Here is a 26,120-nt window from a genome sequence, read left to right as displayed (position 1 = left end):
CGAGGTGGGGGCACAGCAACGCCATGGCACAGGGCACGGTCCAGGTGACGCACACCGGCACATCGCGGTGGCGGCGCCGCACGGGTGAGTACGCATCGCTCGCCGCCGCCCTGGAGGCCGCGGCCGACGGTGACGTCCTCACCGTCGCCCCGGGCACCTACCGGGAGAACCTCGTCGTCCGGCGGGCGGTGACCCTGCGCGGCCCCGAAGGGGCGCACGGCTCGGTGCGCATCGCGCCCGTGGACGGGGTGCCGCTGGTCGTGCGCGCCTCGGCGGTGGTGCAGGACCTGCACGTCGAGGGCCAGGACCCGACCTCGCCCGCGGTGCTCGTCGAGGAGGGGACGCCGGAGCTGCTCGGCATACGGGTGGTCACCCGCTCCGCCGCCGGCATCGAGGTGCGGGGCGGCGCCCGGCCGACGGTGCGGCGGTGCACGGTCGACAATCCGGCGGGCGTCGGCATCGCCGTGGTGGACGGCGGCGGCGGGGTCTTCGAGGAGTGCGAGGTCGTCGCGGCCGGGCAGGCGGGCGTGGCGGTGCGCACCGGCGCCCACCCGCGCCTGGAGCGCTGCCGGGTCCACCACGCCGCCGGTTCGGGGCTGACGGCGACCGGCGAGCACTCCGCCCTGGAGGCCGTCGGCTGCGAGGTCTACGAGGTGCGGGGCAGCGGCGTGCAGATCACCGCCCGGGCCACCGGGCACCTCACCGACTGCGACGTTCACCGCACCACCGCCGACGGCGTCACGCTCGACACCGACGCGGTGCTGACGCTCGCCGACTGCCGCATCCACGACATCCCGGAGAACGCGGTCGACCTGCGTTCCCGCTCGGTGCTCACCCTGACCCGCACCAGCGTGCGGCAGTTCGGCCGCAACGGGCTGTCGGTGTGGGACCCGGGCACGCGCGTGGACGCCAACCAGTGCGAGATCTTCGACAGCACCGGCGACTACCCGGCCGTGTGGGTCAGCGACGGCGCCACGGCCGTGCTGGACTCCTGCCGGGTCCACGACGTGCCGGACGCCCTGTTCGTGCTGGACCGGGGCTCTCGCGCGGACGTGGTCGACAGCGACCTGTCGCAGGTGCGCAACACGGCGGTGTCGGTGAGCGACGGCGCCACCGCCCAGCTCGACGACTGCCGCATCCGCGACGCCGCGACGGGCGCCTGGTTCCGCGACCACGGCAGCGGCGGCACCCTGAACCACTGCACCCTCGACGGCACCCGGACCGGTGTGATCGTCACCAAGGGCGCCGACCCCACCATCGAGCGCTGCTCCGTCGACTCCCCCGCCGAAGCCGGTGTCTACGTGTCGGCGGGCGGGCGCGGCAGCTTCCTCGACTGCCGGGTGACGGGCAGCGGAGGCTACGGCTTCCATGTGATCGACGGCTGCCGCACGACCCTGCGGAAGTGCCGCACGGAGCGCTGCGCGCGCGGCGGGTACGAGTTCGCCGACGGCGGTGCCGACGGCTCCCTCGACGCCGGGCCGCTGGTGGAGGACTGCACCAGCGACGAGAGCGCGGGCCTGCGCCCGCGCCCGTCACCGGTCCGGGAGACCGTGGTGCAGACGGCGGACCGGGCGCCCGGGCTGCTGGGCTCGATCCCCGGCCAGCGCAGCACCGAGCAGGAGCCCCTGGTCTCCGCCGCCGGGCCGGAGCCGCAGACGCGGAGCTCCCGGGCCGTGCTGGGCGAACTGGACGCGCTGGTCGGGCTGGAGAGCGTCAAGCGGGAGGTGCGGGCCCTCACCGACATGATCGAGGTGGGCCGGCGCCGGCAGCGGGCGGGGCTCAAGGCGGCCTCCGTCAAGCGCCACCTGGTCTTCACCGGCTCCCCCGGCACCGGCAAGACGACCGTCGCCCGGCTGTACGGCGAGATCCTCGCCTCCCTCGGCGTCCTGGACCAGGGCCACCTCGTCGAGGTCTCCCGGGTCGACCTGGTCGGCGAGCACATCGGCTCCACGGCGATCCGCACCCAGGAGGCGTTCGAACGGGCGCGCGGCGGGGTGCTGTTCATCGACGAGGCGTACGCGCTGTCCCCCGAGGACGCGGGCCGCGACTTCGGCAAGGAGGCCATCGACACGCTGGTGAAGCTGATGGAGGACCACCGGGACGCGGTCGTGGTGATCGTCGCCGGCTACACGGCCGAGATGGAGCGGTTCCTGTCGGTCAACCCGGGCGTGGCCTCCCGATTCTCACGGACCATCACCTTCGGCGACTACGGCCCCGAGGAGCTGCTGAGGATCGTGGAGCAGCAGGCCGAGGAGCACGAGTACCGGCTGGCGCCGGGCGCGGCCGAGGCGCTGCTGGCGTACTTCACCGCGCTCCCGAAGGGCCCGGCGTTCGGCAACGGCCGTACGGCGCGCCAGACGTTCGAGGCGATGGTGGAGCGGCACGCGAGCCGGGTCGCCCAGCTGGCCGACCCCAGCACGGACGACCTCACGCTGCTCTACGCCGAGGACCTGCCCGAGCAGTCCTGAGTCCCGCCGTCGGCGCCCGGCACGGCCGTCCCGCCGGTGTCGCGCGGCGCCGGCACCTCCGGGCGCAGCCGGGCCAGCAGCCGCTGCCGTTCCTGTGCGAACACCGGGTCGGCCTGGTAGTCGGAGTGGCCGAGGATCGGCGCGGGCAGCGGATGGGCGTCGGTGCGGCCGTGGGCGAGCGGGTCCTTGAGGGGCGCGCGGTCCACGGCGGGACCGCGGTCGCCGGACAGCCGCATCGGGCCCCCGATCGGGTCGGTGAGCCGGTACAGGTTGCGCCAGCAGTCCACCTCCCGGTGCAGGGAGTCCAGCGCGGCGGGCCCGAAGTGGGCCGGGAACCAGCGGCCGTAGAGGCGCTCCAGCGGGGAGCCGTAGGTGAGCAGGGCGACGCGTCTGCGGGCGGAGGGCGCCAGTTGCCAGGCCGCGGCGGCGGCGAGCACGCTGCCCTGGGAGTGGCCGGAGATGACCAGCCGCCCGCCCGTGGCGCGGGTCCAGGTGGCCATGCGCCAGGTCAGGTCGGGCACCGCGCGCTCGGCGTAGCAGGGCGGGGCGAAGGGGTGCGCGGCGCGCGGCCAGAAGGTGCCGACGTCCCACAGGATGCCGATGGTGCGCCGGGCGGAGGCGTCCTTGTAGGCGCGGCGGCCCCAGGTGACGAACAGTATGAAGCCGAGGCCGATCAGCCAGGAGCCCAGGGCCTGCGCGGTCTGCGCGGCACCGTGCACGAAGGCGGGCGTGTCGCGGGCGGCGTGCGCGGGGACGCGGTCGGTGGCCAGGGCGCCGGCGAGGGCGCCGGCACCCGCCAGCAGGGTCGCGGCGGCGATGACGGCGACGAGCAGGGGTGCGCGGTCGGTGAGACCGGCCACCGCGCGGACCGTCGCGATCCGGCGGGTGCGGGGGGTGTCGGCCGGCTCTCCGGGGTGGTCGCCGGCCACGGCGGCGCGCTCGGCGCGGGCCGTCCGCCAGGTGCGCGCGGCCAGGGCGGCGCACAGCAGCAGTACCAGGACGAGCAGCGGCGGGATGACGGACGCCTGCCAGGTGAGCAGGACCGGGGGGCCGGGCAGGGAGGCGCCGGTGCCGTCCAGCCAGTCCGACACCCGCTGGGCGACCCCGCCGGACATCACCCCGCCCAGGGCGCAGGCCAGCATGGCGACCGCGGGTCCGCCCAGGCCGCGCATCGCGGCGCGCGGATCGGGGCCGGTGCGGTGCAGCAGGTGGGCGACGACGCCCAGGGCGATCACCAGCAGGCCCTGCACCAGGGCGATGCCGCCGAAGGTCGCGTCCCCCGGCAGCCGGCCGGCCGAGGCCCAGCCCGGGCGCTCCCAGCCGGCGTACAGCACGGCGAGGACCAGCACCCCGAGGGCGCCGAAGGGCAGGAGGCGCACCAGATGCCGGTCGAGCGTGCGGTCGAGGCGCCGCTCGCTGCGGCCCCGGCGGCAGACGACGACCACCACGAGCACCGCGCCGGTGACCAGCGCGGCCGGCAGGAGCCAGCCCAGCGTGTCGAGGACGGCCGGGCCGCCGGGCCGCCGGTCGAAGCGGGCCGCCGGCGCGCCGACCGCCGCGGCGACGGTCAGCAGGCCGGCCGCGGTGTGCGCGGCGCGCAGCCGGGCCACCAGCCGGCGCCCGTACCAGAAACCGGGCCGGCCGAGTGCGGTGGGCCCGGGAACCTCGTCGGCCTCGGGGGTGCGGTCCAGCGGCGGCTGCGACTCGTAGGCGCGCCAGGTGCGCAGGGACAGGTACCACAGCAGGCCGGTGAGCGCGGCGGGCACGACGGCCGCGAGGGCGAGCCTGCGGCCGGGCCGGCTCCACCAGCCGCCGTCCGATCCGGTCGGGGACAAGAACCCCAGCCACGAGTGCCGGTCGGCGCACGCGTGCGTGCCCGCGCACTGCCAGGCGACGAGGTCCAGGGCGACCTCGCAGGCCGCGGCGACCAGCAGCACCGTCAGGCTCAGTCCGGCGAGCCGCACCAGCAGTCCGTACAGCCGCACGGTCCGCTCGCGGCCGCGGGCGGACGGCCGCATCCAGTGGGCCAGGTTGACCACCATGAACGGCAGGAGCAGCAGCCACAGGGCCCGGGTGCCGTTGCCGGAGGTGAGGTTGCACCAGACGTACGCCTCGGGGACCGGGCGGCCCCGGTAGTCCTCGGGCCGGGACTCGGCGTCGGCGTCCTCGGTGCGCCGGAAGACGGCCGCGACGTCGTCGCCGGTGACGCGTACCGTGCGCGGGTCGTCGAGCATCCGCTCCGGTGTCGTGCCGCCCACTCCGTGGACCAGGAGTTCCAGTGCGGTGCCGGTGCCCCGGGCCCGCGGTCCGGGACGGTCGGTTCCGCCCATGGCGACGTCCTGCTGCGCCTGTTCCACTGTCCCGCACTTCCCCCGTGACGCGCCGTCGGCTCTGTCCGTGCGGGCACCAGGATCTCCGCTCAACGGGCCGCGCACACCCCCCGGCACGGAATCTCCCCGAATCGTGCGACGGCGGTGCTCCGAGCCTACGGGAGTGACATGTGCGCGTCGCTTCGGCCGGTGGCGCGTCCCTGGGTGGGGCATGCGAGGATGGGACGTCCGTACGCCCGCCGGCGGGAGAACGTCCTCGTCGACGGGGTCCGGCCGGGCCGAGCGGGCCGGGGCACCGGGCGGGCGCGGCGGGCGGATCGGACGGCTGTTGGCGAAGGTGCGGCGAAAGGACCGGAAGCGACGTGAGCGAGAATCAGAACCTCCTCGCGGAGCAGCGCCGCGCTCTGATCCTCGACGAGGTCCGCCGCCGGGGCGGTGTCCGGGTCAACGAGCTGACCCGCAGGCTCGGTGTGTCGGACATGACGGTGCGCCGGGACCTCGACGCGCTCGCCCGCCAGGGCGTGCTGGAGAAGGTGCACGGCGGGGCGGTCCCGGTGGCCGAGGCGAGCACCCACGAGCCGGGGTTCGAGGCCAAGTCGGGGCTGGAGCAGAGCGCCAAGGAGTCCATCGCGCGGGCCGCGGCCGAACTGGTCGCGCCGGGCGCTGCGATCGCCCTGTCCGGCGGCACCACCACGTTCGCGCTGGCGCACCGGCTGCTGGACGTGCCGGACCTGACGGTGGTGACCAACTCGGTGCGGGTGGCCGACGTCTTCCACGCGGCGCAGCGGAGCTCGGGGGCCCGGCCGGGCGCGGCGACGGTGGTGCTGACCGGTGGGGTGCGCACGCCGTCCGACTCGCTGGTGGGGCCGGTCGCCGACCAGGCGATCGCGGCGCTCCACTTCGACGTGCTGTTCCTCGGTGTGCACGGGATATCGGTCGAGGCGGGGCTGTCGACGCCGAACCTCGCGGAGGCCGAGACCAACCGGCGGCTGGTGCAGTCGGCCCGGCGGGTCGTGGTGGTCGCCGACCACACCAAGTGGGGTGTGGTGGGACTGAGTTCGTTCGCTTCGCTGGACCAGGTCGACACGCTGGTGACGGACGCCGGGCTGCCGGACGAGGCCCGGGCGGAGGTCGCGGAGCACCTGCGGGTGGTCATGGCCGGCGAGCCGGACGAGGCGGCCTGAGCGACGCCCCGCTGACAGCTGACGGGCCGGCAAGTAGGGTGGCGCCGCCCGGCCGGCCGCTCGTGAGAGCGCCGGACCCGTAGCTCCGAAGGGGGTCACGTCCACGGCACGCCTGCTTCGCCCCGTAGGGCTCGACTTCGTCGGGACCGCGCCCGTCCGCCTGGTCTTCGCCCGGAAGATCTCCGCCGCGCCGGACGCGGTCTTCGGGGCGCTCCTCGACACGCCGGGATGGAGCCGGTGGTTCTCCGCGGTGACGTCCGCCCGGCCGGCCGGCGAGGCAACGGGCCGCCGCGAGGTCCGGCTGCGCGGCGGCACCCGCGCCCTGGAGACGGTCCTGGCGGCGCGGGAGCCGGAGCTGTACGCCTACCGCGTGGACGTCAGCAACACGCCGGGGGTGCGGGCGCTGGTCGAGGAATGGCGGCTGGCGCCGGCCGGCACCGGCACGCGGGTGCGGTGGACGGTCGCCGCCGACGGCCCGGCGCCGTTCCGTGCGGTGCTGAACCTGGGCAGGGCGGGCTGGGGGCGGGCCTTCCGGAAGTCGGTCACCGCCCTGGAGCGGCGGCTGCCGGCCGCGTAGCGCCGTCCGCGTCCGGCCACACCCCGGTGCGCAGCAGGGACTCGATCGCCTCCGCGTACGGCGTGATGTCCAGCCCCTGTTCGGCCAGCCAGGCGTCGGAGTAGTACTTGTCGAGGTAGCGGTCCCCCGGGTCGCACAGCAGCGTCACCACGCTGCCCCGGCGCCCCTCGGCCACCATCTCGGCGACGATCTTCAGTGCGCTCCACAGCCCGGTGCCCGTGGAACCGCCCGCCTTGCGGCCGATGGCCCGTTCCAGGGCCCGTACGGCGGCGATGCTGGCCGCGTCCGGCACCTTCATCATGCGGTCGATCGCGCCGGGCACGAAGCTCGGCTCCATGCGCGGCCTGCCGATGCCCTCGATACGGGAGCCGCAGTCGCAGGTGACGTCCGGGTCGCCGGTCGTCCAGCCCTCGAAGAAGCAGGAGTTGTCCGGGTCGGCGACACAGACGCGGGTGTCGTACTGCATGTAGTGCACGTAGCGGGCCAGGGTCGCCGAGGTGCCGCCGGTGCCGGCCGTGGCGACGATCCAGGCCGGCTCCGGGAACCGCTCCAGGCGCAGCTGGCGGAAGATGGATTCGGCGATGTTGTTGTTGCCGCGCCAGTCGGTGGCCCGTTCGGCGTAGGTGAACTGGTCCATGTAGTGGCCGCCGGTCTCGGCCGCGAGGCGGGCCGCCTCCTCGTACATCCGCCGGGAGTCGTCGACGAAGTGGCACCGCCCGCCCTGGAACTCGATGAGGCGGATCTTCTCGGCGCTGGTCGTGCGCGGCATGACGGCGATGAAGGGCACGCCGATCAGCCCCGCGAAGTACGCCTCGGAGACGGCCGTCGAACCGCTGGAGGCCTCGATCACCGGGCGGTCCGGCCGGATCCAGCCGTTGCACAGGCCGTAGAGGAACAGGGAGCGGGCGAGCCGGTGCTTGAGGCTGCCGGTCGGGTGGGTGGACTCGTCCTTGAGGTAGAGGTCGATACCCCAGTGCTCAGGGAGCGGGAAGAGCAGGAGATGGGTGTCGGCCGAGCGGTTGTTGTCGGCCTGGACCTTGCGGACGGCTTCTTTCAGCCAGGCCCGGTAGGCGGCGTCGCTGCGGTCGACGTCCAGGGTGCGGCCGGTTGGGATCTGCTGGGAGGTGCTCACGGCGGGGCTCCTTCTGCTGCGCGCCGGCGGCGCGTCGCGCGCCCGACACCTCGATCATAAGCACCTTCGGCACGCTTCTCACCTGCATAAACGCTTCTTTGAGCGCCCCCAAGCCACCCCTGGGGACGGGGGGCGCAAGGGTGGCAGGGGCGCGTGGGCCCGCGTGCATCGTGCGCCCCCCGGAAGCACACCGCGGGCACTGGTGCGCCACCTCGGGTGCGGGCAGACTGCACCCGGCGGGGCAAACTCCCGCCACGGGCGCACACTGGAGCAGGAGACGCGCCTGCTCGCGCCGGGACCGGTCCGGCGCATCGACGCGCTAGCAGGGGGTGACGGCATGGCGGAGCCGGAGTTCTCGGCCAGGGGGGTGCGGATCGACAAGCGGCTGCGCTCGCTCACCCGGGCCGGTCAGGTCCGGATCAGCGGCGGCAGGCTGGAGTTGCTCACCAGCTACGGCAGCGAGATCGACAGCGCGCCGGTGCAGTCGGTGCGTGCCTCCAGGCCCTGGTTCGCCGCCGCCGACCGGGCCCTGGCCGACCTGGGCGGCAAGCGGTATCTGCTGACGCTCCGGGAGAGCGACCCCGCGCCCGGCGAGCCGGGACCGCCCGCGGCACGCCGCTTCATCGAGGCCGTGCGCCGGGCGGCGGGACGCAGCGGCTGAAGATGGCCGTAAGTTGCGGCGCCCCACCCCTTGCGTCACGCTGGTCACACGTCACTCTGGGTTTACCGGCGATAACGCTGCGAACCAGCCCGCCGGCCACGACAGCAGGCGGAGGCGTGACGCACGCGCCTGCTGGATCCGTACGTCGTGTTCTTCCGGACCTCTACGTCGGGGAGCCGCAGCCGTGATCACTCACCCAAGCAGGCACTGCACGGTGGAGCTCCAAGCCCTGCCGTCGCGGATCGGCCAGGTCCGCAGAATCGTATCTGCGCAGTTGCGCTACTGGCATCTGGATTCCCTGATCGACCGGGCGGTGCTCGGTGTGACGGAGCTGCTGACCAACGTCCACCTCCATGCCCGCCCCGACAAGACGTGCACCGTGGAGATCGAGCTGCTGCTCGACCGGGTCACGGTCTCGGTGCACGACCACGACCCGCGTCTTCCCGTGGTGGACGACGCCGAACCGCTCGCGACCACCGGGCGGGGACTGGCCATGGTGGCCGCGATGAGCGAGAGCTGGGGCGCCCGGCCGGACGGCGAGTCCGGCAAGGTCGTCTGGTTCACGCTGCCCAGGCCCTCGTCCGCCCCGGCCGCGGTCGCGCGTCCGCCCCGGCACCTGGTCGAGGAGGTGACCGCCGAGGCGTTCGCCGAGGTGGGGCCCGCCGACCTGGCCCGGACGCAACCCGCTCCCGCCCGGTCCGCCGTTGCCGGCTGACCGGGCGGTGACCCTCCCCGTCGGGGTCAGGGTGCGCGGTCCCCGCCCGGCCGGCCGAACTGCTCGTCCAGCACGGACAGACGGCGCCAGTACTCGTCCTCGTCGATCTCGCCGGAGGCGAAGCGCCGGCCGAGCACGGCGATGGGCGAGTCACCCGCCGGACGGGCGTCCGCCGGCGCCGGGCGCCACGGGCCCGGGCCGCGCCGGCCACGCCACACCGTGCGGCGCAGCAGGGCGACGGCCCCGATGACGACGGCAGCCCAGAGGAACGGAAGGAACAGGAACCACGGGCCGGGCCCGCCGCCCCAGTGCGCGAGTGTCTGCATGACGGTTCATCTCCTGGTTCGCGGACAGTGTGTGCGGTGCCTTCGAACCTGGCTCCGGTGAGGGGTCCGCGTCGTCGTACGGCCGGCGGCGATGCGCGTACCGCACCGGAAGTACGCCGCTGCCCGGGAACCCGCACCGCGCTCGTACACACGAGCGACGAGGGAACGCCCGTTCCACAGGAGTGCGGGTGACGACCCTCGCACGACCACCCGTTCGAGTGGGCGGCGAAGACTGTCGGCGTGTCCGTGCCCGAGTCGGTCAGTGGCGTACCGAGGGCCGCGCCGAGTGGCGGCGCGGCACCGATCAAGGGAGATGATCATGGGTAAGGGAATTCCCGTCGCCGGCGGCGGAACCGTCGATCCCGCGCAGCTCGCGGCGAAGGTGGAGCCCCTCGTGCTCCGGGTCAAGGACGCCGGTGTCGGCGGCCAGGTCAGCCAGGAGATGGTCGACCAGGCCCAGGCGATCGAGGGCCTGCTCGACCAGATGAACCTCGGCACCTGACCGCCTTTCCGGCCCCCGCCGTGCCCGGGACGCATCCGGTTCGCGGTGCCGCCCGCCCGAGGCGGTGGCTCCGGTGCGGGCGGCTTTCCCGGCGTTCCCGGCGGGAGACCATGGGAGGTTTCGGGGCCGGACACCCGGTGGGTCCGGCCCCTTCACCTGCTCCCAGGGGTGCGGCCGGACGTGACCGTCCCCTGCACTTCCTCCTGGCGCGCCGGGACGTGACGGACCGTCAGTGCGAGTCGGTCGGCCGGCCACCGGTCGGCCGGTGGGGCGTTCCCGCGGCCGATACGGCCCGGCTGCGGCGTCCCTGTGGCGGGTTCAGGCCAGGGCCGTCAGCGGGTCGTCGAGGACCGGCTGCCATGCCAGTTCCGCGGCGCCGACCAGGCTGTTGTGGTCCAGGGTGCAGGGCAGGATGGGGACGCCGCCGCTCTGGCCCCACAGGCTGCGGTCGGCGACCACCGCGCGCAGGCGCTCGGGGTCGGCTTCGAGCAGGGTGCGGTGCAGGCCGCCGAGGATGATGCGGTCGGGGTTGAGGATGTTCACCAGGCCGGCGAGGCCGAGGCCGAGCCGGTCGATGAGGGACTCGGTCGCGGTGCGGACCGCCGGGTCGGTGTACCGGCCGCGGATCAGGTCGTCGGCCTGCCGGAGCAGGGAGACCTCGGGGCCCGGTGCGCGGCCGGCGGCGGTCAGGAGGGCCAGCGGGTCGGCCTCCACGTCAAGGCAGCCGCGGCTGCCGCAGTGGCAGGGGCGGCCCTCGGGGTTGACGGTGAGGTGCCCGACCTCCAGGGCGAGGCCGGAACTGCCCGTGTGCAGACGGCCGTCGAGGACGAGGGCGCCGCCGACGCCGCGGTGGCCGGTGGCGACGCAGAGCAGGTCGCGGGCGCCGCGTCCGGCGCCGTGCCGGTGCTCCGCGAGCGCGGCGAGGTTGACGTCGTTGGCCGCGAAGGCCGGGCCGTCGATGCCCGCCGCGCGCACCCGCTCGGCGAAGATCCGGCGCACCGGCGCCCCCGCGGGCCAGGCCAGGTGCAGCGGGTTGAGGGCCAGTCCGTCGGGTTCGGCCACCGCGGACGGTACGGCGAGGCCCGCGCCGACGCAGCGCCGGCCGGTCGCCCGCAGCAGTTCCGCGCCGGCCTCGACGACGGAGCCGAGCACCTTGGCCGGATCGGCGTCGACGACCTCGCAGCCGGGCGCGGTGGCGACGATCCGGCCGCCGAGTCCGACGAGCGCGGCACGGAAGCCGTCGGCGTGGATCTGCGCCGCGAGGGCGACGGGGCCGTCCTCGGCGACCGCGAGCCGGTGCGAGGGACGGCCCTGCGAGCCGGCCGGGGCGCCGGGCCGCGCGTCGACCCGGATCAGCCCGAGCGCCTCCAGTTCGGCGGCGACGGCACCGGCGGTGGCCCGGGTGACGCCGAGTTCGGCGGTGAGGACGGCGCGGGTGGGGGCGCGTCCGGTGTGCACCAGCTCCAACGCGGGCCCGAGGGCGCCGCGCCCCCGGTCCAGCCGCGTCCTCGAGGTGGTCCCGTCCCCCGCCTGCCGGGGCTCCGCCTTGCCGCTCATGAGGGTGAGTCTCCCATGATCCGCCCGACCGCCGGCGGCTGACCCGTGGCGGGACGTCCGGCCTGCCGGCCGGCCCCGGCTCCCTCCGGGCTTCGCTCCGCCGAGGGCACCCGGCGGCCGGCAGTCCACCCGCCCGGGCCGCATCGGCGGGCCGCGGGCCGCGCGCGCCGCCGCCCGGCGGGCGGCCCGTCCGGGACGTGCACCGCGCCGGGCACGGTCTCGGTCTCCTCGCGCTCCCGACGAGCCACGGGGAACGGCTCGGCGTCCACGCCTCCCTCGTGCCGCTCCCCGCCGCCGACCGGCCTGAGCTGCGGCTCGGCTAGCCTGGACGCACGATGGACGAGCGCACCGACCGAATGACGACGCCGTGGGGCGAGCTGACGCTGGCCCGGTTTCCCGAGGTTCCGCGCGAGCGGCTGCGCGCCTGGGACGCGTCCGACGCGTATCTGCTCAGGCACCTCGCCGCGGAGCGGGTCCCGCTGTCCGGCACGGTGGTGGTCGTCGGCGACCGCTGGGGGGCGCTGGTCACCGCGCTGGCCGCGCACGAGCCGGTGCAGATCACCGATTCGCACCTGGCGCAGGAGGCGACCCGCGCCAACCTGGCCCGCAACGGCGTCACGCCGGGCGCGGTGCGGCTGCTGACCACGCAGGACCCGCCGCCCGCCCGGATCGACGTGCTGCTGGTGCGGGTGCCCAAGAGCCTGGCCCTGCTGGAGGACCAGTTGCTGCGGCTGGCACCGGCGGTGCACGCGGGCACGGTGGTGGTGGGCACCGGCATGGTCAAGGAGATCCACACCTCGACGCTCGCGCTGTTCGAGCGGATTCTCGGGCCGACCCGCACCTCGCTGGCGGAGCAGAAGGCCCGGCTGATCCTGTGCGCACCGGACCCGGCGCTCCGGCGGCCCGCCAACCCCTGGCCGCTGACCTACCGGCTCCCCGAGGACGCCGGCCCGGTCGCCGGCCGCACCGTCGTCAACCACGCGGGCGTCTTCTGCGCCGACCGACTCGACATCGGCACCCGGTTCTTCCTCCGCCATCTGCCCGGCCGGCCGCCGTCGGACGGCGGCACCCGGCGCGTGGTGGACCTCGGCTGCGGGAACGGCGTCGTCGGCACGGCCGTGGCGCTGGCCGATCCCGGTGCCGAGGTGCTGTTCACGGACGAGTCGTTCCAGGCCGTCGCCTCGGCGGAGGCGACGTACAAGGCCAACGGGGTGCCCGGGCACGCCGAGTTCCGGGTGGGCGACGGGCTCGCCGGGGTGGCGGACGCCAGCGTCGACCTGGTGCTCAACAACCCGCCGTTCCACTCCCACCAGGCGACGACGGACGCCACCGCGTGGCGGATGTTCACCGGGGCGCGGCGGGTGCTGCGCCCCGGCGGCGAGCTGTGGGTGGTGGGCAACCGCCACCTGGGCTACCACGTCAAACTGCGGCGGGTGTTCGGCAACAGCCGGCTGGTGGCGAGCGACCCGAAGTTCGTGGTGCTGAAGGCGGTCAAGCGGGAGGCACGCGGCCGACGACGCGGATGAGGTCCGCGACCGTTGCCACCATGGCCTCACGCCCCACGGTCAGATAGCGCCGGGAGTCGACGGCCTCCGGGTGTGCCGCCAGGTACTCGCGGATGGCGCCGGTCATCGCGGCGTTGAGGGCCGTGCCGACGTTGACCTTGGCGATACCGCCGGCGACGGCGGTGGCGAGTTCGTCGTCGGGAACGCCGGAGGAGCCGTGCAGGACGAGTGGGACGTCGAGCGCGGCCGACAGGCGCTTGAGCAGGTCGTGGTCGAGGGCGGCGGTACGGGTGGTCATCGCGTGGCTGCTGCCGACGGCGACGGCCAGGGCGTCCACGCCGGAGTCGGCGACGAAGGAACGGGCCTCAGCGGGGTCGGTGCGGGCGCCGGGGGCGTGGGCGTCGAGCGGTGGTTCGCCGTGTTTGCCGCCGACCTCGCCCAGTTCCGCCTCGATCCACAGTCCCTGGGCGTGCGCCCAGTCGGCGGCGGCGCGGGTCGCGGCCAGGTTCTCGGCGTACGGCAGCCGGGAGGCGTCGTACATGACGGAGCTGAATCCGGCGTCCGGGGCCTGGCGGAGCAGGCTGTCGCTCTGCACGTGGTCGAGGTGGAGGGCGACGGGCACGGCGGCGCGTTCGGCGGCTGCTGCGGCGGCGCGGGCCAGCGGCAGCAGCCGGCCGTAACGGAACTTCACGGCGTTCTCGCTGACCTGGAGGACGACGGGCGCGGCCACGGACTCGGCGCCGGCGACGACGGCCTCGATGTGCTCCAGGGTGATGATGTTGAAGGCGGCGACGGCGGACCGCGCGGCGGCGGCACGGGTGACGAGGTCGCCGGTGGTGGCGAGGGGCACGGCCTGTCCTTGGGGCGTCAGGGGGCGAGGATCACCGAGCGGGTGAGGTGGCGGGGCCGGTCGGGGTCGATGCCGCGGGCGGCGGCGACGGCGACGGCGAGCCGCTGGGCGCGGACCAGTTCGGCGAGCGGGTCGAGTCCGCCCGCCACCCACAGTCCGCCGGTCCCCCGGACCTGGTCGGCGAGTCCGTCGGGGGCCCGGCCGAGCATCCAGGTGGCGGTGCCGTGGGTGGTGATGCTGATGGGCCCGTGTCGGTACTCCATCGCCGGGTAGGCCTCCGTCCAGGACAGGGAGGCCTCGCGCATCTTCAGCGCGGCCTCGTTGGCCAGCCCGACCGTCCAGCCGCGGCCGAGGAAGGTGAACTGGGTGCACTCGACGAGGCCGGCGGGCAGTTCGGCGGTGAGCGCGGTGCGGGCGTCGGCCACGGCCGCGTCGGTGTGCCGGCCCAGGTGGGCGCGGAGCAGGGTGAGGGCGGTGGTGGCGAACCGGGTCTGCACCACGGACCGTTCGTCGGCGAAGTCCAGGACGACCACGTCGTCGGCCGCCGCCATGACGGGCGTGTCCGGGTCGGCGGTGATCGCGACGGTGCGGGTGCGGCCGCGCAGCCGGCCCAGCAGTTCCAGTACCTCGGTGGTGGTCCCGGACCGGGTCAGGGCGACGACGCGGTCGTACGCGCGGGCCGCGGGGAACTCCGAGGCGGCGAAGGCGTCGGTCTCGCCGTGGCCCGCCTCCTCGCGCAGCGCCGCCGCGGCCTGGGCCATGAAGTACGACGTGCCGCAGCCGACCACGGCGACCCGCTCCCCCGGCGCCGGCAGCGCTCCGCCGTGGCGGCCCGCCTCCGACGCCGCGCGCGTCCAGCACTCGGGCTGGCTGGTGAGTTCGTCCTCGACGTGCGCCATGTCGCACCCCTCCCTCGGGACTGATTGTTCATGCAAGGTATAGCGCCTTTTCGAGCACAATCAAGCATTCGGCGGGAGATCGTCGTGCGCTAGGGTCGGTCGGGGACCGAGGGACGGAGGGTGCGCATGTCGCGCGACGCCCGCTGGAAGGCGCTGCTGGAACTGCTCGTGGAACGCGGCCGGCTGGACGTCGACGAGGCGGCGAGCCGGCTGGAGGTGTCGGCCGCGACCATCCGGCGCGACTTCGACCAGCTCGCCGAACAGCAGATGCTGGTGCGCACGCGCGGCGGCGCGGTCGTGCACGGGGTGTCGTACGAGCTTCCGCTGCGGTACAAGACGGCCCGCCGGGCCTCGGAGAAGCAGCGCATCGCGAAGGCGGTCGCCGGCCTGGTGGCGCCCGGCGAGGCGGTGGGCCTGACCGGCGGAACGACCACCACCGAGGTGGCGCGCGCCCTGGCGGTGCGCGGCGACCTCGCCTCGGGCGCTCCGGCGCTGACCGTCGTGACGAACGCGCTCAACATCGCCAACGAGCTGGCGGTGCGGCCGCAGTTCAAGATCGTGGTGACCGGCGGGGTGGCGCGGGCCCAGTCCTACGAGCTGATCGGCCCGCTCGCGGACGGTGTGCTGGGGCAGATCACCCTGGACGTGGCGGTGCTGGGCGTGGTCTCGCTCGACGTCACCCACGGGGCGGCGGCCCACGACGAGGCGGAGGCGGCGATCAACCGGCTGCTGTGCGAGCGCGCCGAGCGGGTGGTGGTCGCCGCCGACTCCAGCAAGCTGGGCCGGCGGGCGTTCGCCCGGATCTGTGCGGTCGGGGCGGTGGACACGCTGGTGACGGACAGCGCGGCCGACCCGGACACCGTGCGGCGGTTCGAGGACGCCGGGGTCCGGGTCGTCGCGGTGTGAGCGAGGACGCCCGGGGTCCGGCTCGACGCGGTGCGAGCGAGGCGGGTCAGTGTCCGTGGCCGTCGGCGGGGTGGGGCTCGGGTGCCGGTTCCTGTGCCGGCGTGGGCGCCTGACCGGTGCGGACGGTGAACGCCGCCGTGCGGACCTCGCCCTCGTGCTGGAAGTCCAGGAAGAGCCGGTAGGTGCCGCCGGTGGGCGCGGTCGCCGTGAAGGAGATCTCCGGGCCGGGCTTCGTCGTGCCGTCGCCGGGTTCGCCGTTGGGGTGGACGTGCAGGTAGGCCAGGTCACCGGAGCGCAGGGCCACGAGGTGGCCGTACGCGCCGAGGTAGGGCTGGAGGTCGGTGACGGGCCGGCCGTCGCGGGTGACCTTCAGGGTCAGCTCGGCGGGCCGGCCCGGGCGGAGGGTGCCTGACAGGCCGACCCGGTAGTCGCCGACGCGGGCCGTGCCGGCGGGCCGCGGCAGCTCCGCGGGTTCATAGCGCCCGGAGGCCGCCAGGTCCGCGCCGAGGGTGAGGTTCTCCGCGCCCTCGCGCCGGGGGGTGAAGTCGGCGAAGACCCGGTAACCGCCCGCGCGGGGCAGGTCGACGGAGGTGCTCCAGGTGCCGTCGGCGGCGCGGGTGGGGTGCAGGTGACGGTAGGTCACCAGGTCGCGCGAGGCCAGGATCAGATGCAGTTCCTTGCCGTGCTCGCGCCGGTAGTCGGTCACGGCACGGCCGCGGTCGTCGCGGACGGTGAACCGCAGTTCGGTGCGCTGCCCGGCGGTGACGCGCGGGGTGGCGAGGTCGAGCGTGTAGCCGTCCTCCGAGACTTGCAGTCCGCCGGCCGGGGCGCCGTCGTGGCCGGCGTGCTCCTCGGGCGGCGAGGAGGTCCGGCCGTGCTCGTCGTGGGGCGCGGGTGCGGTGCCGGCGACGACCGGGCCGAGGCCCTGACCGACCCCGTAGGCCGTGCCGAAGGTCGCGGCGAGTGCGGCGGCGAACGCGGTGATCCTCAGTCCGGTGTGCATGACGGTCGCTCCTCGTCCCTGCGGCCTCCCTCGTCCGGGAGGCCCTCCATGCAGCTCACCATACCCCCGGGGGGTACCAAGTCAAGCCGGAGGCGCGCTTGCTTCTCGTACCCCCCAGGGGTATACATGGTCTCCGGCAGGGGGATACCCCCAGGCCGTATCCGCCCCGTGCGATCTCAGACCCAGGAGAGCCTCATGTCCACGTCCACCTCCTCGCCGTCCTCGTCTCCCTCGTCGTCCTGCTGCTCCACCGACGGCCGCTGCTCGACCGGCGCGGCCACCGCCAAGGCGACCGTCGGCTCCGTCACGACCACCTACGCCGTCGCCGGGATGACCTGCGGCCACTGCAAGGCCACCCTCACCGAGGCGATCGGCGCACTGGACGGCGTGACCGGCGTGGACGTCGACCTGGACACCGGCCACGTCACCGTCACCTCGGCCGCCGGCCCGGACGACTCCGTGATCGCCGAGGTGGTCGACGAGGCCGGCTACGAACTGACCGGCCGGGTCTGACCGGCGAGGCCTGACCGGCCCCCACTCCCCCGCAGCGCCGGGACCCGCGCCCCGGGTCCCGGCCGACGACCCCGTATCAGGAGCAGCCATGACCACCCGTACGACCGAAGCGCCGGCCGAGGTAGAACTCGCCATCGGCGGCATGACCTGCGCCTCGTGCGCGGCCCGGATCGAGAAGAAGCTCAACCGGATGGACGGGGTCACCGCCACCGTCAACTACGCGACGGAGAAGGCGAAGGTCAGCTACGGCGGTGACGTCTCCGTCCCGGACCTGATCGCCACGGTCGAGGCGACCGGTTACACCGCGCGCGAACCCGAGCCCCCGCGCGGCGGGCCCGCGCCCGGCGACGGCGACGGCGACACGGCCGACGGGGCGGACGACGAGCTGCGCCCGCTCAGGCAGCGGCTGGTCACGGCCGTGGCGCTGGCCGTACCGGTGATCGCCATGGCGATGGTGCCGGCGTTTCAGTTCGAGTACTGGCAGTGGCTGTCCCTGACGCTGGCGGCGCCCGTCGTGACGTACGCCGCCTGGCCCTTCCACCGGGCCGCCCTGACCAACGCCCGGCACGGGGCGGCCACGATGGACACGCTGATCTCGGTCGGCACCTCGGCGGCGTTCCTGTGGTCGCTGTGGGCCCTGTTCTTCGGCACGGCGGGCACCCCGGGCATGACGCACCCCTTCGAGCTGACCATCGCCCGCACCGACGGCGCCGGGAACATCTACCTGGAGGCCGCCGCCGGAGTCACCGCCTTCATCCTGGCCGGGCGGTACTTCGAGGCCCGCTCCAAGCGGAAGGCCGGCGCGGCGCTCAGGGCCCTGCTCCAGCTCGGCGCGAAGGACGTCACGGTGCTGCGCGGAGGCGGCGAAGAGACCGTCCCGGTCGGCGAGTTGCGGGTCGGCGACCGTTTCCTGGTGCGCCCCGGCGAGAAGATCGCCACCGACGGGACGGTGACCGAGGGCTCCTCGGCGGTGGACGCGTCGATGCTGACCGGCGAGTCCGTGCCGGTGGAGGTGGCCGTGGGCGACGCGGTCACCGGGGCCACGGTCAACGTCGGCGGGCGGCTGGTCGTTCGGGCCACCCGGGTCGGCGCGGACACCCAGCTGGCGCGGATGGCGAAGCTGGTGGAGGACGCCCAGAACGGCAAGGCGGCGGCGCAGCGGCTCGCGGACCGGATCTCGGGGGTGTTCGTGCCCGTCGTGATCGCGCTCGCCCTCGGCACCCTGGGGTTCTGGCTCGGCAACGGGGCGGGGCTGACGGCCGCGTTCACCGCCGCCGTCGCCGTACTGATCATCGCCTGCCCGTGCGCCCTGGGGCTGGCCACGCCGACCGCGCTGATGGTCGGCACGGGGCGCGGGGCGCAGCTCGGCATCCTCATCAAGGGCCCGGAGGTCCTGGAGTCCACCCGGCGGGTCGACACGGTCGTCCTCGACAAGACGGGCACGGTCACCACGGGCCGGATGACCCTGCTGGCCGTGCGCACCGCCGAGGGCGTGGCGGAGGCCGACGTGCTGCGGCTGGCCGGTGCGCTGGAGCACGCCTCGGAGCACCCGATCGCGCGGGCCGTGGCGGACGGGGCCCTGGCCGAACTGGGCGCGCTCCCGACGCCGGAGGACTTCGCGAACGTGCCCGGTCTGGGCGTGCAGGGCGTGGTCGACGGCCACGCGGTGCTGGTCGGCCGGGAGCGGCTGCTCGCCGAGTGGGCGATGGCGCTGCCGGTGGAGCTGGAGCGGGCCAGGGCCGAGGCTCAGGCCGCGGGGCGGACCGCGGTCGCGGTCGCCTGGGACGGCGAGGCCCGAGCGGTCCTGGAGGTCGCCGACGCGGTGAAGGAGACCAGCGCCGAGGCCATCGCCCGGCTGCGCGGTCTCGGGCTGCGGCCGGTGCTGCTCACCGGCGACAACCGGGCCGTCGCCGAGTCCGTCGCCCGCGAGGTCGGGATCGCGGAGCAGGACGTGATCGCCGAGGTGCTGCCGCAGGACAAGGTCGAGGTGGTCCGGCGGTTGCAGGCCGAGGGCCGTTCGGTGGCGATGGTCGGCGACGGGGTCAACGACGCCGCCGCGCTCGCCCAGGCCGACCTCGGGCTGGCGATGGGCACCGGCACGGACGCCGCGATCGAGGCCGGTGACCTCACCCTCGTCCGGGGCGACCTGCGCGCCGCGGCCGACGCGATCCGGCTGGCCCGGCGCACCCTCGGCACGATCAGGTCCAACCTGTTCTGGGCGTTCGCCTACAACGTCGCCGCGTTGCCGCTGGCCGCGGCGGGACTGCTCAACCCGATGATCGCCGGGGCGGCGATGGCCTTCTCCTCGGTGTTCGTCGTCGGCAACTCCCTGCGGCTGCGCTCGTTCCGCGCCGCGTCCTGATCCGCCACGGCCCGCCGCCCGGTGTTCCGCCCCGCGGACGCCGGGCGGCGCGCGCGTGCGGGAGGTCAGGCCCGCAGCGCACGGGAGCGTTCGAGGAAGTCCGTGATACGCGGGTGCGGCGGCAGGGCGCGCATCTCGGCGGTGAGCTTGCCCAGCAGACGGCTCGTCATGGCCGACTTCATCCGGGAGGTCATGTCGGCAGCCTGCTCGGCATGGGCGCACGCCGTGTCGAGATCACCGAGCCGGAGCCGGGCCGTGGCCAGGTAGACGGCGTTGTGTGCCGCCTGGCGGCCCGCCCGGACCTGCGTGCCCATGCTCAGCTCCACGAAGCGGAGCATCCTGGCGGGGTCGCCGAGCAGGCGGAAGCAGCCGGCCATCTGGCTCGCCAGGTACCCGGTGTCGATGAAAGCCGTCCACTCCGGCTCGTCAGCCGTACGGTCCACGGCGGCTTCCGCCGCGGACATCGCCGCGACGGCGCCCTTGCCGTCGTTCAGACCCGACAGCGCCCGTGCCTCCACCACGCGCGCCCGGGTGGTGGCGCGAGGGCTGTCGGCGCGCTCCGCCGTGTGCAGCGCGGTGCGGGCGAAGTTCAGCCCCTCGGTGAGCCGGTCGTTGGCCATGGAGATCTGCCCCAGCGCGGAGAGCAGGTGACTGGCCACGACGAGCCCCGACCGGTTCGACCGGCGCGCCAGGTGCAGACCCTGGACCAGATACCGCTGGGCCAGCCCGTCGGCGCCGACGTCGCAGGTCATCCAGCCCAGTTGCAGATAGAGCTCCGCCGCCGCGCTGAACAGCTCCTGCTCGACGCGCTCCGTCCGGGAGGAGGAACGCAGCAGGGGGACGACATCCTGGGCGACGTACGCCGCGAGGGCCTCGCGCGCCTGGTTCCCGCCGAACTGGACGTCGATCGCGGTGAACATCTGCATGGACCGCCGGATGTTCTCCACGTCCGCGGAGCGGCAGGTGCGCGGCGGCGCGCCGTCGAGGGACAGAAGGTGCAGCAGCCAGTCCCGTTGCGTACCGGGGACCGCGGACAGGGAGAAGGGGAGGAGGTACAGGAATTGACGCCGTTCCATGTCCGCTCGCCCCAGCCTGTCCATGACGCCCAGTTGCCGCTCCAGGTCACCGTGGTGCAGCAGGGACTCCGCCGCCAGCCCGGCTTCCGAGGTGTCTCCCAGGCCGATCTCGTCCAGGGGAACGGTACGTCCCAGTTTCGCGCCGAGAACCTCGGCGATCAGGGCGGGAACCGGGGAGCGCGGTCTTTTGCCGCTCACCCAGTGGCTCACCGACGACTTGTCATAGGAGAGCCGTAAACCGTGCCGGGCGCCGAGTCCGTTCACGCGCACCGCGAGGCCTTCGTACGAGCAACCGGCCTCGGTCAGCAGGGCTTTCAGCTTCTCGTTCCTCGACTGATGCACGTCGGCCGCCCTCGGGTGCCCTGGGAGTCGGATTTCATCCTAATCACCGCTGTTTCCGGCCGACAGCACGCAAGGGCGGTTTTCAACCCCGCTTTCAACCGTTCACCGGCGTCCGCCGCCGCGAACCGGCGTTGGACCGGACAACCGGCTGTGCTCTCGCGGCCGGTGCACGTGTTTCGCCACGCTGGGGACGGCTTCGAGGGGAGCCCGTGGACATGGGAGGGCGACATGAGCGACGGGGAGACGCGTTCCGGTGGCGGTCCGGGCGGCGGCGCACGGGAGCCCTTCATCGGGTTCGGTGACGCGATCGTACTGGCGGGGTTTCTCGTGCAGTTCGGGCTGGAGGCGTCATTCTGGGTGGTCGTGGTGGTCCTGCTCTGCCGATGGCTGTTCACCTGACGGACCGGCCGCCGCCGGAAGGATCCGTACCAGCCCATGACGGTGGAGGTCTGCGAGCAGTCGCCGCACGGTGCCCCCGGCCACGGACGGGGCCACGGCGTCCTGAAGGGTTCCGACTCCGGTCTCCCTGTCGGCCAGCAGGCGGGTGAGGATCACCGTGGCCGCCCGCTGAAATCGCCAGACCCTGCCCCCCGCGGTCAGGGCGACCGGCTGCTCGCCGTCGTCGTCCGGTTCGCTCAGCACGGCGCGCGGAAAGAGCCATTCGATGCGCGCGTCCCGCCGGAGCAGTCGCCGGTCGACGGCGAAGTCCTCGCCGAACAGGCACAGTTGTACGGCCGGCCGCGCGGGGGCCATGCCGTCGCGGGCGGCGAAGAACTCCCGCATCCCGGCCGGGGTGAGGCGGGCGAGCACCTCCTCACGCAACGCCGCCACATGGTCCGACTGCTCCCCGGCCGGCCCGAAACGGGGCAGGTCCTGCCGGACGACCTCCGCGGACAGCACCTGGTCGGCGACCCAGCGGACGAGGTCGTGACCGGTGCTGCGGGTGACGCCCAGCGCGAGGTGCAGGCTCGGTGGCCGGCCGGTGTGCACGGAGTGCCAGCAGCCCCGGGGCACGTGCAGCAGATCGCCGGGGGCGAGTGTGACCGTCCGGGCCTGCGTGCCGGCGGGGGCGGGGTTCTCCGCGAGGTCGGTGCGCAGGGGCCAGCGCCGTCCCGGGCCGTGGAGCCGCCACTGCTTCTCCCCGGCGATCTGAAGGACGATCACATCGTGGTTGTCCCAGTGGGTGCCGAACGCCGGGGTCGCCGCCCAGGAGGCGTAGGCATTCACCGAGACGCGCTCCCGGAACGTGCGCTCCGCCTCCCAGACGAGGGCGCGCACCGGCTCGCTGAACTCCTCCACGGCGTCCAGCACCAGCGAAGCGCCGGCACCGAGCTCGCGGTACAACCGCCCCGTGTCGACGACGTGGTGGACCATGCCGAGCGAGTCCGTGACGGGGCGGGTGTAGCCGGTGGCGGGCAGGACGTTCCCGTCCCTGGCGAGGCGGAGACGGGGTGCGGGCAACCGCTGCTGGTTGAGCGCCCGGTCCAGCGGCTCCCAGCCGAACAGGCCCCGGAACCGTTCCTCCGGGCCGGGGATGTGCACCGTGGTGCGGCCCAGGCAGTCGGTGAGGAACTCCTCGAGCGGCACGGGGGCCACGAGGTCCCGCAGCTTCATCCGCCGCCTCCGCGCACGGTCCTCGTCATGCCGTCGTCATGGCCGTCGTCATGGCCGGTGTCATGCCGTCGTCACGCAGGTGTTCCGTCCGCCGCCGCCACCGTCCGTGGCCGCGGCGAGGCCCTCCATGAGTACGGGCATCTCCTCGCAGGAGAGCAGCAAGGTGTCGGCGCCGTCGGCGTCCTCGCCGGCGCACTGGCGGTCCTGCGGGCTGCGCGACACGTGGTCCTGGGACATGGCGGTCTCCTCGGGCGGGCTCGTCAGACCTCCGGAGAACACTGCCCGGGCGGTGTCCGCTTCACGCCTGCGCGGCCGGTGCCCCGGGTGACGGAGTCTCGCCCCCGCCGCCCCTACCCGTCCCGTCCCCGGGGGCTCCGCCCCCGGACCCCCGCTCCTCAAACGCCGGAGGGGCTGACATACCAGCCCGTCCGGCGTTTGAGGACGAGGCCGTTCAGGCCGAAGCGGGGGTCTGGGGGCGCAGCCCCCAGGGGACGGGACGGGTAGGGGCGGCGGGGGCGAAACCCCCTCTCGGGGCCGGCGGGTCGCCCGGTCGGGCCCCGTCGGGGCGCCGGGCGGCGGGGCGCCGGGCAGGCTGGGGCGGCAACGGATCACACTGATCGCAAGGACCACACGATCACCCGCGATCACCAGCGCGAGCGCCCCGCCGGAGAAGGAGCCCATGAGCGGACCGACGGACACCACCGCCCCCACCGCCCGCCCCGTACGCTCCCGCGCCCCACGCCTGACCTCCGTCCTGCGCGACCTGCGCGCCGTGGACGGCGCCCTGTACGCCGCGGTGGCCGCCACCCCGACGCCCACCCTCGACCATGCGCTGCGCCGCCTTTCGCACGCCGCCGACCACTCGAAGATCTCGTTCGGCATCGCCGGGGCCCTCGCCCTGGGCGGTGCGCGCCCGCGCCGGGCGGCCGTGGTCGGGGTCGGAGCGATCGCCGTGGCCTCGGCCGCCGCCAATCTGCTCGGCAAGCGCCTGGTCCGCAGGCCCCGGCCGGACCGGGAGGCGGCCCGGGTGACGGTGGACCGGCACGTCCGGATGCCCGCGTCGGCGTCGTTCCCCTCCGGTCACACCGCGTCGGCGGTCGCGTTCGCCACCGCGGTCGGCGTGACCCTCCCGGCGGCGGCCGTCCCGCTCGGCGCCCTGGCGAGCGCCGTCGGCTACGCACGGGTGCACACCGGCGTGCACTACCCGGGGGACGTGGCGGCCGGTGCGGTGCTGGGGATCGCCAGCGCGGCCACCGCGCTGGCGGCGGCAGCGGCCGCCCGGCCACCCGGCGCCCGCTACTCGGACGCGGCCTGGTCGCCGGTCTCGCCCGTGTAGAACGCCGTGGTCCGGTCGGCGGCCTCGCGTGCCGCCCGGGGGTCGGTGCCGCTCTCGACGTTCGCCGCGTACCAGCCCTCGCTGCTCTCCTTGACGAACCGCCGGCCCTCGTCCGACATGGTCCAGGCCATGGCCTCCTCCGGGTCGACGGCGGCGCCGCCGCTCGCCAGGTGCAGCGTCAGCCCCACGAACAGCAGGTCGTAGCCGACGCCGACCGCGCCGGGCCCGTACTGCGCCCACTTCTCGTCGTCGACGTGGGCGATGTGCTGGAGCTCGAAGCGGGTGCCGTCCTCGTCGGCGGTGAGGTTCAGTTCGATCCAGCTGACGTCGCCGTCGTACTCCCAGGTCGCGGAGAAGCTGTTCGGCGGGTCGCAGCTCTCGATCGTGCCGCCGGCGTGACCCTGGAGCTGGTACCGGCCGCCCAGCTTCAGCTCGCCGGTGACCGGCAGGAACCAGCGCGGGATGCGCTCGGCGTTCGTGCACGCGTCCCACACGTCGTCGAGCGGGGCGTCGTAGGTGCGGCCGATCGTGACCACACGGGCCTCGCCCGCCTTGAAGGTGCGCGTTCCGACCGTGCGGCGCACGGAGTTGATCTGGTGTGTGACGTCGATCATGACGTACTCCTCGGTGGTTCGTCGGCGCCGCGCAGGCGCCGTTCACGCTTGCCGCGGGCCAGTTCGGTGGCGAGGGCGTCCAGGTGCGGGGTCCAGAACCGGCGGAACCGGTCGAGCCAGGCGTCGATGTCCCGCAGGGGCGCGGGGTCGACGGCGTACAGCCGCCGCGCCCCCTGCGGGCGCACCGTCGCGAAGCCGTTGTCGCGCAGCACTTTCAGGTGCTGGGAGACGGCCGGCTGGGATATTCCGAACTCCTCCTGGACGACCTCGCAGACAGCCCCCGACGTCATCTCGCCGCCGGCCAGGAGTTCCAGGATCCGGCGGCGCACGGGGTCTGCGAGCACATCGAAGGCGTGCATGCGGCGAGAATATCAGCTGGCGCTTATATAAGCGACAGCTGATAGAAACCGAGGGGTCCGACTCGGGAGCGACCCGGGGAACGCGGGCCGGAAGGCCGCGCGTCGGGCCTCGGGCCTCGGGCCTCGGGCGTCAGCCGAAGGCCTTCACCGCCTGGTAGTACGTCCACGCGGTGCTGTTGCAGGTGGTCTTCGTGCCGCCGCCGTAGCGGTTGCACACGCGCTTGAGGTCCTCGTAGAAGGCGCTGTCCAGTCGGGCCTTGTGGGCACTGAAGGTGCCCGCCGCCTTGTAGTTGCGGTAGCCGAAGTCGTGTCGCGCACAGGAGTTGCTGAAGGGGAAGCCGAACGGGTTGTCCGGCGAGGAGGAGCAGTAGTCGGTGGACCAGTCGAACCCGTACGCGGCCCAGGCGGCCCGATCGGCCCGGGCGGCGGCCCAGAGGCTGTAGCTCGACGCGCTGGTCTGCGTCCAGCTCGCGAGCACCTGGGCCTTGTCGGCGGGAGCGGCCTGCGCCGCCGTGGCGGTGGCGACGACGGTGGCGACGGAGAGGGCGGAGGCCGCGAGGCCGGTGGCGAGTCTTCGGTGCATCCCACACCTCCATGAGGCTCTGCGACCCGCCCCTCGGGCCGCAGGTTCATGACAAGATGATTCACGGGTCAACGAGGTCCTTACACCTGTACCGGCACAACACCCCGTGAACTCCGCGGCGGTTCGCACGGCCGGACCGTGAACTGCCGGAGAACGGCGGCGACTTGGGCGCTTCAGCCCCGGGCGGGCGCCCCGGCGCGCCCGCGTCACTCCCCGCCGTACGGCAGCGTCGTCCCCGGCAGCGCGTACTCCTCCCGTCGGCCGCACATGCCGTAGCCGCCGCGCCGGGTCGGCTCGGCCCGGTACGCCGTCGCCGCGGCGAGGTAGGCCGGGTCGCCCGCCGCCAGCGCGTCGAGGTGGGCGCCGGTGCGCTCGGCGGCGGCCAGCGCACCGGCCCGCCACAGCTCCCGCCAGGCGGGCACCCTGTCGCGGACCAGGCGGGCGGCGGCCCGCTGGAACTCCCGGCAGGGCCCGTCGTCCCCGGCCCGCAGGGCCTGCCGCAGGACGAGGTAGCCCTCGACGGCGAGGTCCCTGCGGCGGCGGGCGGCGGCCTCCGTCTCCGGCCCGGTGCCGGGCGGCAGCGTGGCCGCCGCCGCGTAGGCGTCCGGATCGGTGGCTTCGTTGATCTCTAGGAACAGCGATTGTCGACCGGTTTCGGAGGCAGGTGGTGATCGCTGGACTGACGGCTGTCGATGAGAAATGACGG

The 26,120-nt window shown here is 74.5% G+C and carries 24 protein-coding genes and 1 pseudogene; 11 read left to right on the top strand and 14 right to left on the bottom strand.

Annotation, left to right across the window (positions count from 1 at the left end):
* The first annotated feature begins 23 nt into the window (after positions 1–23).
* Positions 24–2,468 (top strand): right-handed parallel beta-helix repeat-containing protein, encoded by a 2,445-nt coding sequence (locus ACZ45Q_RS24185; protein ID WP_468264873.1) that lies wholly within the window; start codon positions 24–26, stop codon positions 2,466–2,468.
* On the opposite strand, the gene ACZ45Q_RS24180 is transcribed toward ACZ45Q_RS24185, so the two are convergent.
* Positions 2,438–4,798, bottom strand: coding sequence for a hypothetical protein (locus tag ACZ45Q_RS24180; RefSeq protein ID WP_468265212.1), 2,361 nt, complete (start codon positions 4,796–4,798; stop codon positions 2,438–2,440). The genes ACZ45Q_RS24185 and ACZ45Q_RS24180 overlap by 31 nt on opposite strands.
* A 362-nt stretch (positions 4,799–5,160) precedes the next feature.
* Between ACZ45Q_RS24180 and ACZ45Q_RS24175 the strand changes: the two genes are divergently transcribed.
* Both ACZ45Q_RS24175 and ACZ45Q_RS24170 read left to right on the top strand, forming a co-directional pair.
* A complete protein-coding gene (locus ACZ45Q_RS24175; protein ID WP_468264871.1) occupies positions 5,161–5,982 on the top strand; it encodes a DeoR/GlpR family DNA-binding transcription regulator in 822 nt (273 codons plus the stop codon).
* Positions 5,983–6,094: 112 nt separating this feature from the next.
* Positions 6,095–6,559 (top strand): SRPBCC family protein, encoded by a 465-nt coding sequence (locus ACZ45Q_RS24170; protein WP_468265210.1) that lies wholly within the window; start codon positions 6,095–6,097, stop codon positions 6,557–6,559.
* Here ACZ45Q_RS24170 and cds1 read toward each other — a convergent pair.
* The gene (cds1, locus tag ACZ45Q_RS24165) at positions 6,525–7,691 is read right to left on the bottom strand and encodes an L-cysteine desulfhydrase Cds1 (protein ID WP_468264869.1); all 1,167 of its coding nucleotides are present in this window, start codon (positions 7,689–7,691) and stop codon (positions 6,525–6,527) included. The two genes, ACZ45Q_RS24170 and cds1, sit on opposite strands and share 35 nt — an antisense overlap.
* Before the next feature lie 337 nt (positions 7,692–8,028).
* On the opposite strand from cds1, the gene ACZ45Q_RS24160 reads away from it, so the two are divergent.
* Both ACZ45Q_RS24160 and ACZ45Q_RS24155 read left to right on the top strand, forming a co-directional pair.
* Positions 8,029–8,352 carry a hypothetical protein gene (locus ACZ45Q_RS24160; RefSeq protein ID WP_468264867.1) on the top strand — a complete coding sequence of 108 codons (324 nt, stop codon included), beginning with the start codon at positions 8,029–8,031 and terminating at the stop codon, positions 8,350–8,352.
* A gap of 184 nt (positions 8,353–8,536) precedes the next feature.
* Positions 8,537–9,067, top strand: a complete 531-nt coding sequence (locus ACZ45Q_RS24155) for an ATP-binding protein (protein WP_468264865.1) — start codon at positions 8,537–8,539, stop codon at positions 9,065–9,067.
* Between the two features lie 26 nt (positions 9,068–9,093).
* Here ACZ45Q_RS24155 and ACZ45Q_RS24150 read toward each other — a convergent pair whose 3' ends face one another.
* Entirely contained in the window at positions 9,094–9,393 is a 300-nt protein-coding gene (locus ACZ45Q_RS24150; RefSeq protein WP_468264863.1) for an SHOCT domain-containing protein, read from the bottom strand.
* Between the two features lie 319 nt (positions 9,394–9,712).
* Between ACZ45Q_RS24150 and ACZ45Q_RS24145 the strand changes: the two genes are divergently transcribed.
* Positions 9,713–9,895 carry a hypothetical protein gene (locus tag ACZ45Q_RS24145; protein ID WP_468264861.1) on the top strand — a complete coding sequence of 61 codons (183 nt, stop codon included), beginning with the start codon at positions 9,713–9,715 and terminating at the stop codon, positions 9,893–9,895.
* A gap of 318 nt (positions 9,896–10,213) precedes the next feature.
* On the opposite strand, the gene ACZ45Q_RS24140 is transcribed toward ACZ45Q_RS24145, so the two are convergent.
* On the bottom strand, positions 10,214–11,452 hold the full coding sequence (locus ACZ45Q_RS24140) for an ROK family protein (protein WP_468264859.1): 1,239 nt from the start codon (positions 11,450–11,452) through the stop codon (positions 10,214–10,216).
* A 356-nt stretch (positions 11,453–11,808) separates the two neighbouring features.
* On the opposite strand from ACZ45Q_RS24140, the gene ACZ45Q_RS24135 reads away from it, so the two are divergent.
* Positions 11,809–12,978 carry a methyltransferase gene (locus ACZ45Q_RS24135; protein ID WP_468265208.1) on the top strand — a complete coding sequence of 390 codons (1,170 nt, stop codon included), beginning with the start codon at positions 11,809–11,811 and terminating at the stop codon, positions 12,976–12,978.
* On the opposite strand, the gene ACZ45Q_RS24130 is transcribed toward ACZ45Q_RS24135, so the two are convergent.
* A complete protein-coding gene (locus ACZ45Q_RS24130; RefSeq protein WP_468264857.1) occupies positions 12,944–13,807 on the bottom strand; it encodes a class II fructose-bisphosphate aldolase in 864 nt (287 codons plus the stop codon). The genes ACZ45Q_RS24135 and ACZ45Q_RS24130 overlap by 35 nt on opposite strands.
* Before the next feature lie 17 nt (positions 13,808–13,824).
* On the bottom strand, positions 13,825–14,706 hold the full coding sequence (locus ACZ45Q_RS24125) for an SIS domain-containing protein (protein ID WP_468264855.1): 882 nt from the start codon (positions 14,704–14,706) through the stop codon (positions 13,825–13,827).
* 126 nt (positions 14,707–14,832) lie between these two features.
* On the opposite strand from ACZ45Q_RS24125, the gene ACZ45Q_RS24120 reads away from it, so the two are divergent.
* Positions 14,833–15,612, top strand: a complete 780-nt coding sequence (locus ACZ45Q_RS24120; protein WP_468264853.1) for a DeoR/GlpR family DNA-binding transcription regulator — start codon at positions 14,833–14,835, stop codon at positions 15,610–15,612.
* Positions 15,613–15,658: 46 nt separating this feature from the next.
* On the opposite strand, the gene ACZ45Q_RS24115 is transcribed toward ACZ45Q_RS24120, so the two are convergent.
* Positions 15,659–16,615 carry a hypothetical protein gene (locus tag ACZ45Q_RS24115; RefSeq protein ID WP_468264851.1) on the bottom strand — a complete coding sequence of 319 codons (957 nt, stop codon included), beginning with the start codon at positions 16,613–16,615 and terminating at the stop codon, positions 15,659–15,661.
* A gap of 195 nt (positions 16,616–16,810) precedes the next feature.
* On the opposite strand from ACZ45Q_RS24115, the gene ACZ45Q_RS24110 reads away from it, so the two are divergent.
* Positions 16,811–17,128: a heavy-metal-associated domain-containing protein gene (locus tag ACZ45Q_RS24110; RefSeq protein ID WP_468264849.1), complete on the top strand. Its 318-nt coding sequence runs from the start codon at positions 16,811–16,813 to the stop codon at positions 17,126–17,128.
* Positions 17,129–17,216: 88 nt separating this feature from the next.
* Complete coding sequence (locus ACZ45Q_RS24105) at positions 17,217–19,490, top strand: heavy metal translocating P-type ATPase (protein WP_468264847.1); 2,274 nt, start codon at positions 17,217–17,219, stop codon at positions 19,488–19,490.
* 65 nt (positions 19,491–19,555) lie between these two features.
* Here the strand turns inward: ACZ45Q_RS24105 and ACZ45Q_RS24100 are convergent, their stop codons facing one another.
* From ACZ45Q_RS24100 to ACZ45Q_RS24090, 3 genes are all read right to left on the bottom strand, one after another.
* Positions 19,556–20,908 (bottom strand): hypothetical protein, encoded by a 1,353-nt coding sequence (locus ACZ45Q_RS24100; protein WP_468264845.1) that lies wholly within the window; start codon positions 20,906–20,908, stop codon positions 19,556–19,558.
* Between the two features lie 348 nt (positions 20,909–21,256).
* Positions 21,257–22,522, bottom strand: a complete 1,266-nt coding sequence (locus ACZ45Q_RS24095) for a JmjC domain-containing protein (protein ID WP_468264843.1) — start codon at positions 22,520–22,522, stop codon at positions 21,257–21,259.
* 60 nt (positions 22,523–22,582) lie between these two features.
* On the bottom strand, positions 22,583–22,759 hold the full coding sequence (locus ACZ45Q_RS24090) for a hypothetical protein (RefSeq protein ID WP_468264841.1): 177 nt from the start codon (positions 22,757–22,759) through the stop codon (positions 22,583–22,585).
* Between the two features lie 442 nt (positions 22,760–23,201).
* On the opposite strand from ACZ45Q_RS24090, the gene ACZ45Q_RS24085 reads away from it, so the two are divergent.
* Positions 23,202–23,858: a phosphatase PAP2 family protein gene (locus ACZ45Q_RS24085; RefSeq protein ID WP_468264839.1), complete on the top strand. Its 657-nt coding sequence runs from the start codon at positions 23,202–23,204 to the stop codon at positions 23,856–23,858.
* Here ACZ45Q_RS24085 and ACZ45Q_RS24080 read toward each other — a convergent pair.
* The 4 genes and pseudogenes from ACZ45Q_RS24080 to ACZ45Q_RS24065 all read right to left on the bottom strand — a co-directional run.
* Entirely contained in the window at positions 23,819–24,472 is a 654-nt protein-coding gene (locus ACZ45Q_RS24080; RefSeq protein ID WP_468264837.1) for an SRPBCC family protein, read from the bottom strand. The genes ACZ45Q_RS24085 and ACZ45Q_RS24080 overlap by 40 nt on opposite strands.
* Positions 24,469–24,831: an ArsR/SmtB family transcription factor gene (locus ACZ45Q_RS24075; protein WP_468264835.1), complete on the bottom strand. Its 363-nt coding sequence runs from the start codon at positions 24,829–24,831 to the stop codon at positions 24,469–24,471. The genes ACZ45Q_RS24080 and ACZ45Q_RS24075 overlap by 4 nt, the downstream gene beginning before the upstream one ends.
* A 130-nt stretch (positions 24,832–24,961) precedes the next feature.
* On the bottom strand, positions 24,962–25,414 hold the full coding sequence (locus ACZ45Q_RS24070) for a phospholipase (RefSeq protein ID WP_468264833.1): 453 nt from the start codon (positions 25,412–25,414) through the stop codon (positions 24,962–24,964).
* A 206-nt stretch (positions 25,415–25,620) separates the two neighbouring features.
* Positions 25,621–26,120, bottom strand: a pseudogene (locus ACZ45Q_RS24065) (hypothetical protein); the annotation flags it as partial.

Source organism: Streptomyces sp. NPDC031049 (assembly GCF_055571015.1).
The sequence above is the reverse complement of the archived record's forward strand: the minus strand, read 5'-3'. Positions and strand labels throughout refer to the sequence as shown.

What these genes read in the sequence shown, in the direction of transcription:
- ACZ45Q_RS24185 (WP_468264873.1), top strand. Translation starts at nt 24, where the DNA reads ATGGCACAGGGCACGGTCCAGGTGACGCACACCGGCACATCGCGGTGG.
- ACZ45Q_RS24180 (WP_468265212.1), bottom strand. Translation starts at nt 4,798, where the DNA reads ATGGGCGGAACCGACCGTCCCGGACCGCGGGCCCGGGGCACCGGCACC.
- ACZ45Q_RS24160 (WP_468264867.1), top strand. Translation starts at nt 8,029, where the DNA reads ATGGCGGAGCCGGAGTTCTCGGCCAGGGGGGTGCGGATCGACAAGCGG.
- ACZ45Q_RS24150 (WP_468264863.1), bottom strand. Translation starts at nt 9,393, where the DNA reads ATGCAGACACTCGCGCACTGGGGCGGCGGGCCCGGCCCGTGGTTCCTG.
- ACZ45Q_RS24145 (WP_468264861.1), top strand. Translation starts at nt 9,713, where the DNA reads ATGGGTAAGGGAATTCCCGTCGCCGGCGGCGGAACCGTCGATCCCGCG.
- ACZ45Q_RS24140 (WP_468264859.1), bottom strand. Translation starts at nt 11,452, where the DNA reads ATGAGCGGCAAGGCGGAGCCCCGGCAGGCGGGGGACGGGACCACCTCG.
- ACZ45Q_RS24135 (WP_468265208.1), top strand. Translation starts at nt 11,809, where the DNA reads ATGACGACGCCGTGGGGCGAGCTGACGCTGGCCCGGTTTCCCGAGGTT.
- ACZ45Q_RS24125 (WP_468264855.1), bottom strand. Translation starts at nt 14,706, where the DNA reads ATGGCGCACGTCGAGGACGAACTCACCAGCCAGCCCGAGTGCTGGACG.
- ACZ45Q_RS24120 (WP_468264853.1), top strand. Translation starts at nt 14,833, where the DNA reads ATGTCGCGCGACGCCCGCTGGAAGGCGCTGCTGGAACTGCTCGTGGAA.
- ACZ45Q_RS24115 (WP_468264851.1), bottom strand. Translation starts at nt 16,615, where the DNA reads ATGCACACCGGACTGAGGATCACCGCGTTCGCCGCCGCACTCGCCGCG.
- ACZ45Q_RS24110 (WP_468264849.1), top strand. Translation starts at nt 16,811, where the DNA reads ATGTCCACGTCCACCTCCTCGCCGTCCTCGTCTCCCTCGTCGTCCTGC.
- ACZ45Q_RS24105 (WP_468264847.1), top strand. Translation starts at nt 17,217, where the DNA reads ATGACCACCCGTACGACCGAAGCGCCGGCCGAGGTAGAACTCGCCATC.
- ACZ45Q_RS24095 (WP_468264843.1), bottom strand. Translation starts at nt 22,522, where the DNA reads ATGAAGCTGCGGGACCTCGTGGCCCCCGTGCCGCTCGAGGAGTTCCTC.
- ACZ45Q_RS24090 (WP_468264841.1), bottom strand. Translation starts at nt 22,759, where the DNA reads ATGTCCCAGGACCACGTGTCGCGCAGCCCGCAGGACCGCCAGTGCGCC.
- ACZ45Q_RS24085 (WP_468264839.1), top strand. Translation starts at nt 23,202, where the DNA reads ATGAGCGGACCGACGGACACCACCGCCCCCACCGCCCGCCCCGTACGC.
- ACZ45Q_RS24080 (WP_468264837.1), bottom strand. Translation starts at nt 24,472, where the DNA reads ATGATCGACGTCACACACCAGATCAACTCCGTGCGCCGCACGGTCGGA.
- ACZ45Q_RS24075 (WP_468264835.1), bottom strand. Translation starts at nt 24,831, where the DNA reads ATGCACGCCTTCGATGTGCTCGCAGACCCCGTGCGCCGCCGGATCCTG.
- ACZ45Q_RS24070 (WP_468264833.1), bottom strand. Translation starts at nt 25,414, where the DNA reads ATGCACCGAAGACTCGCCACCGGCCTCGCGGCCTCCGCCCTCTCCGTC.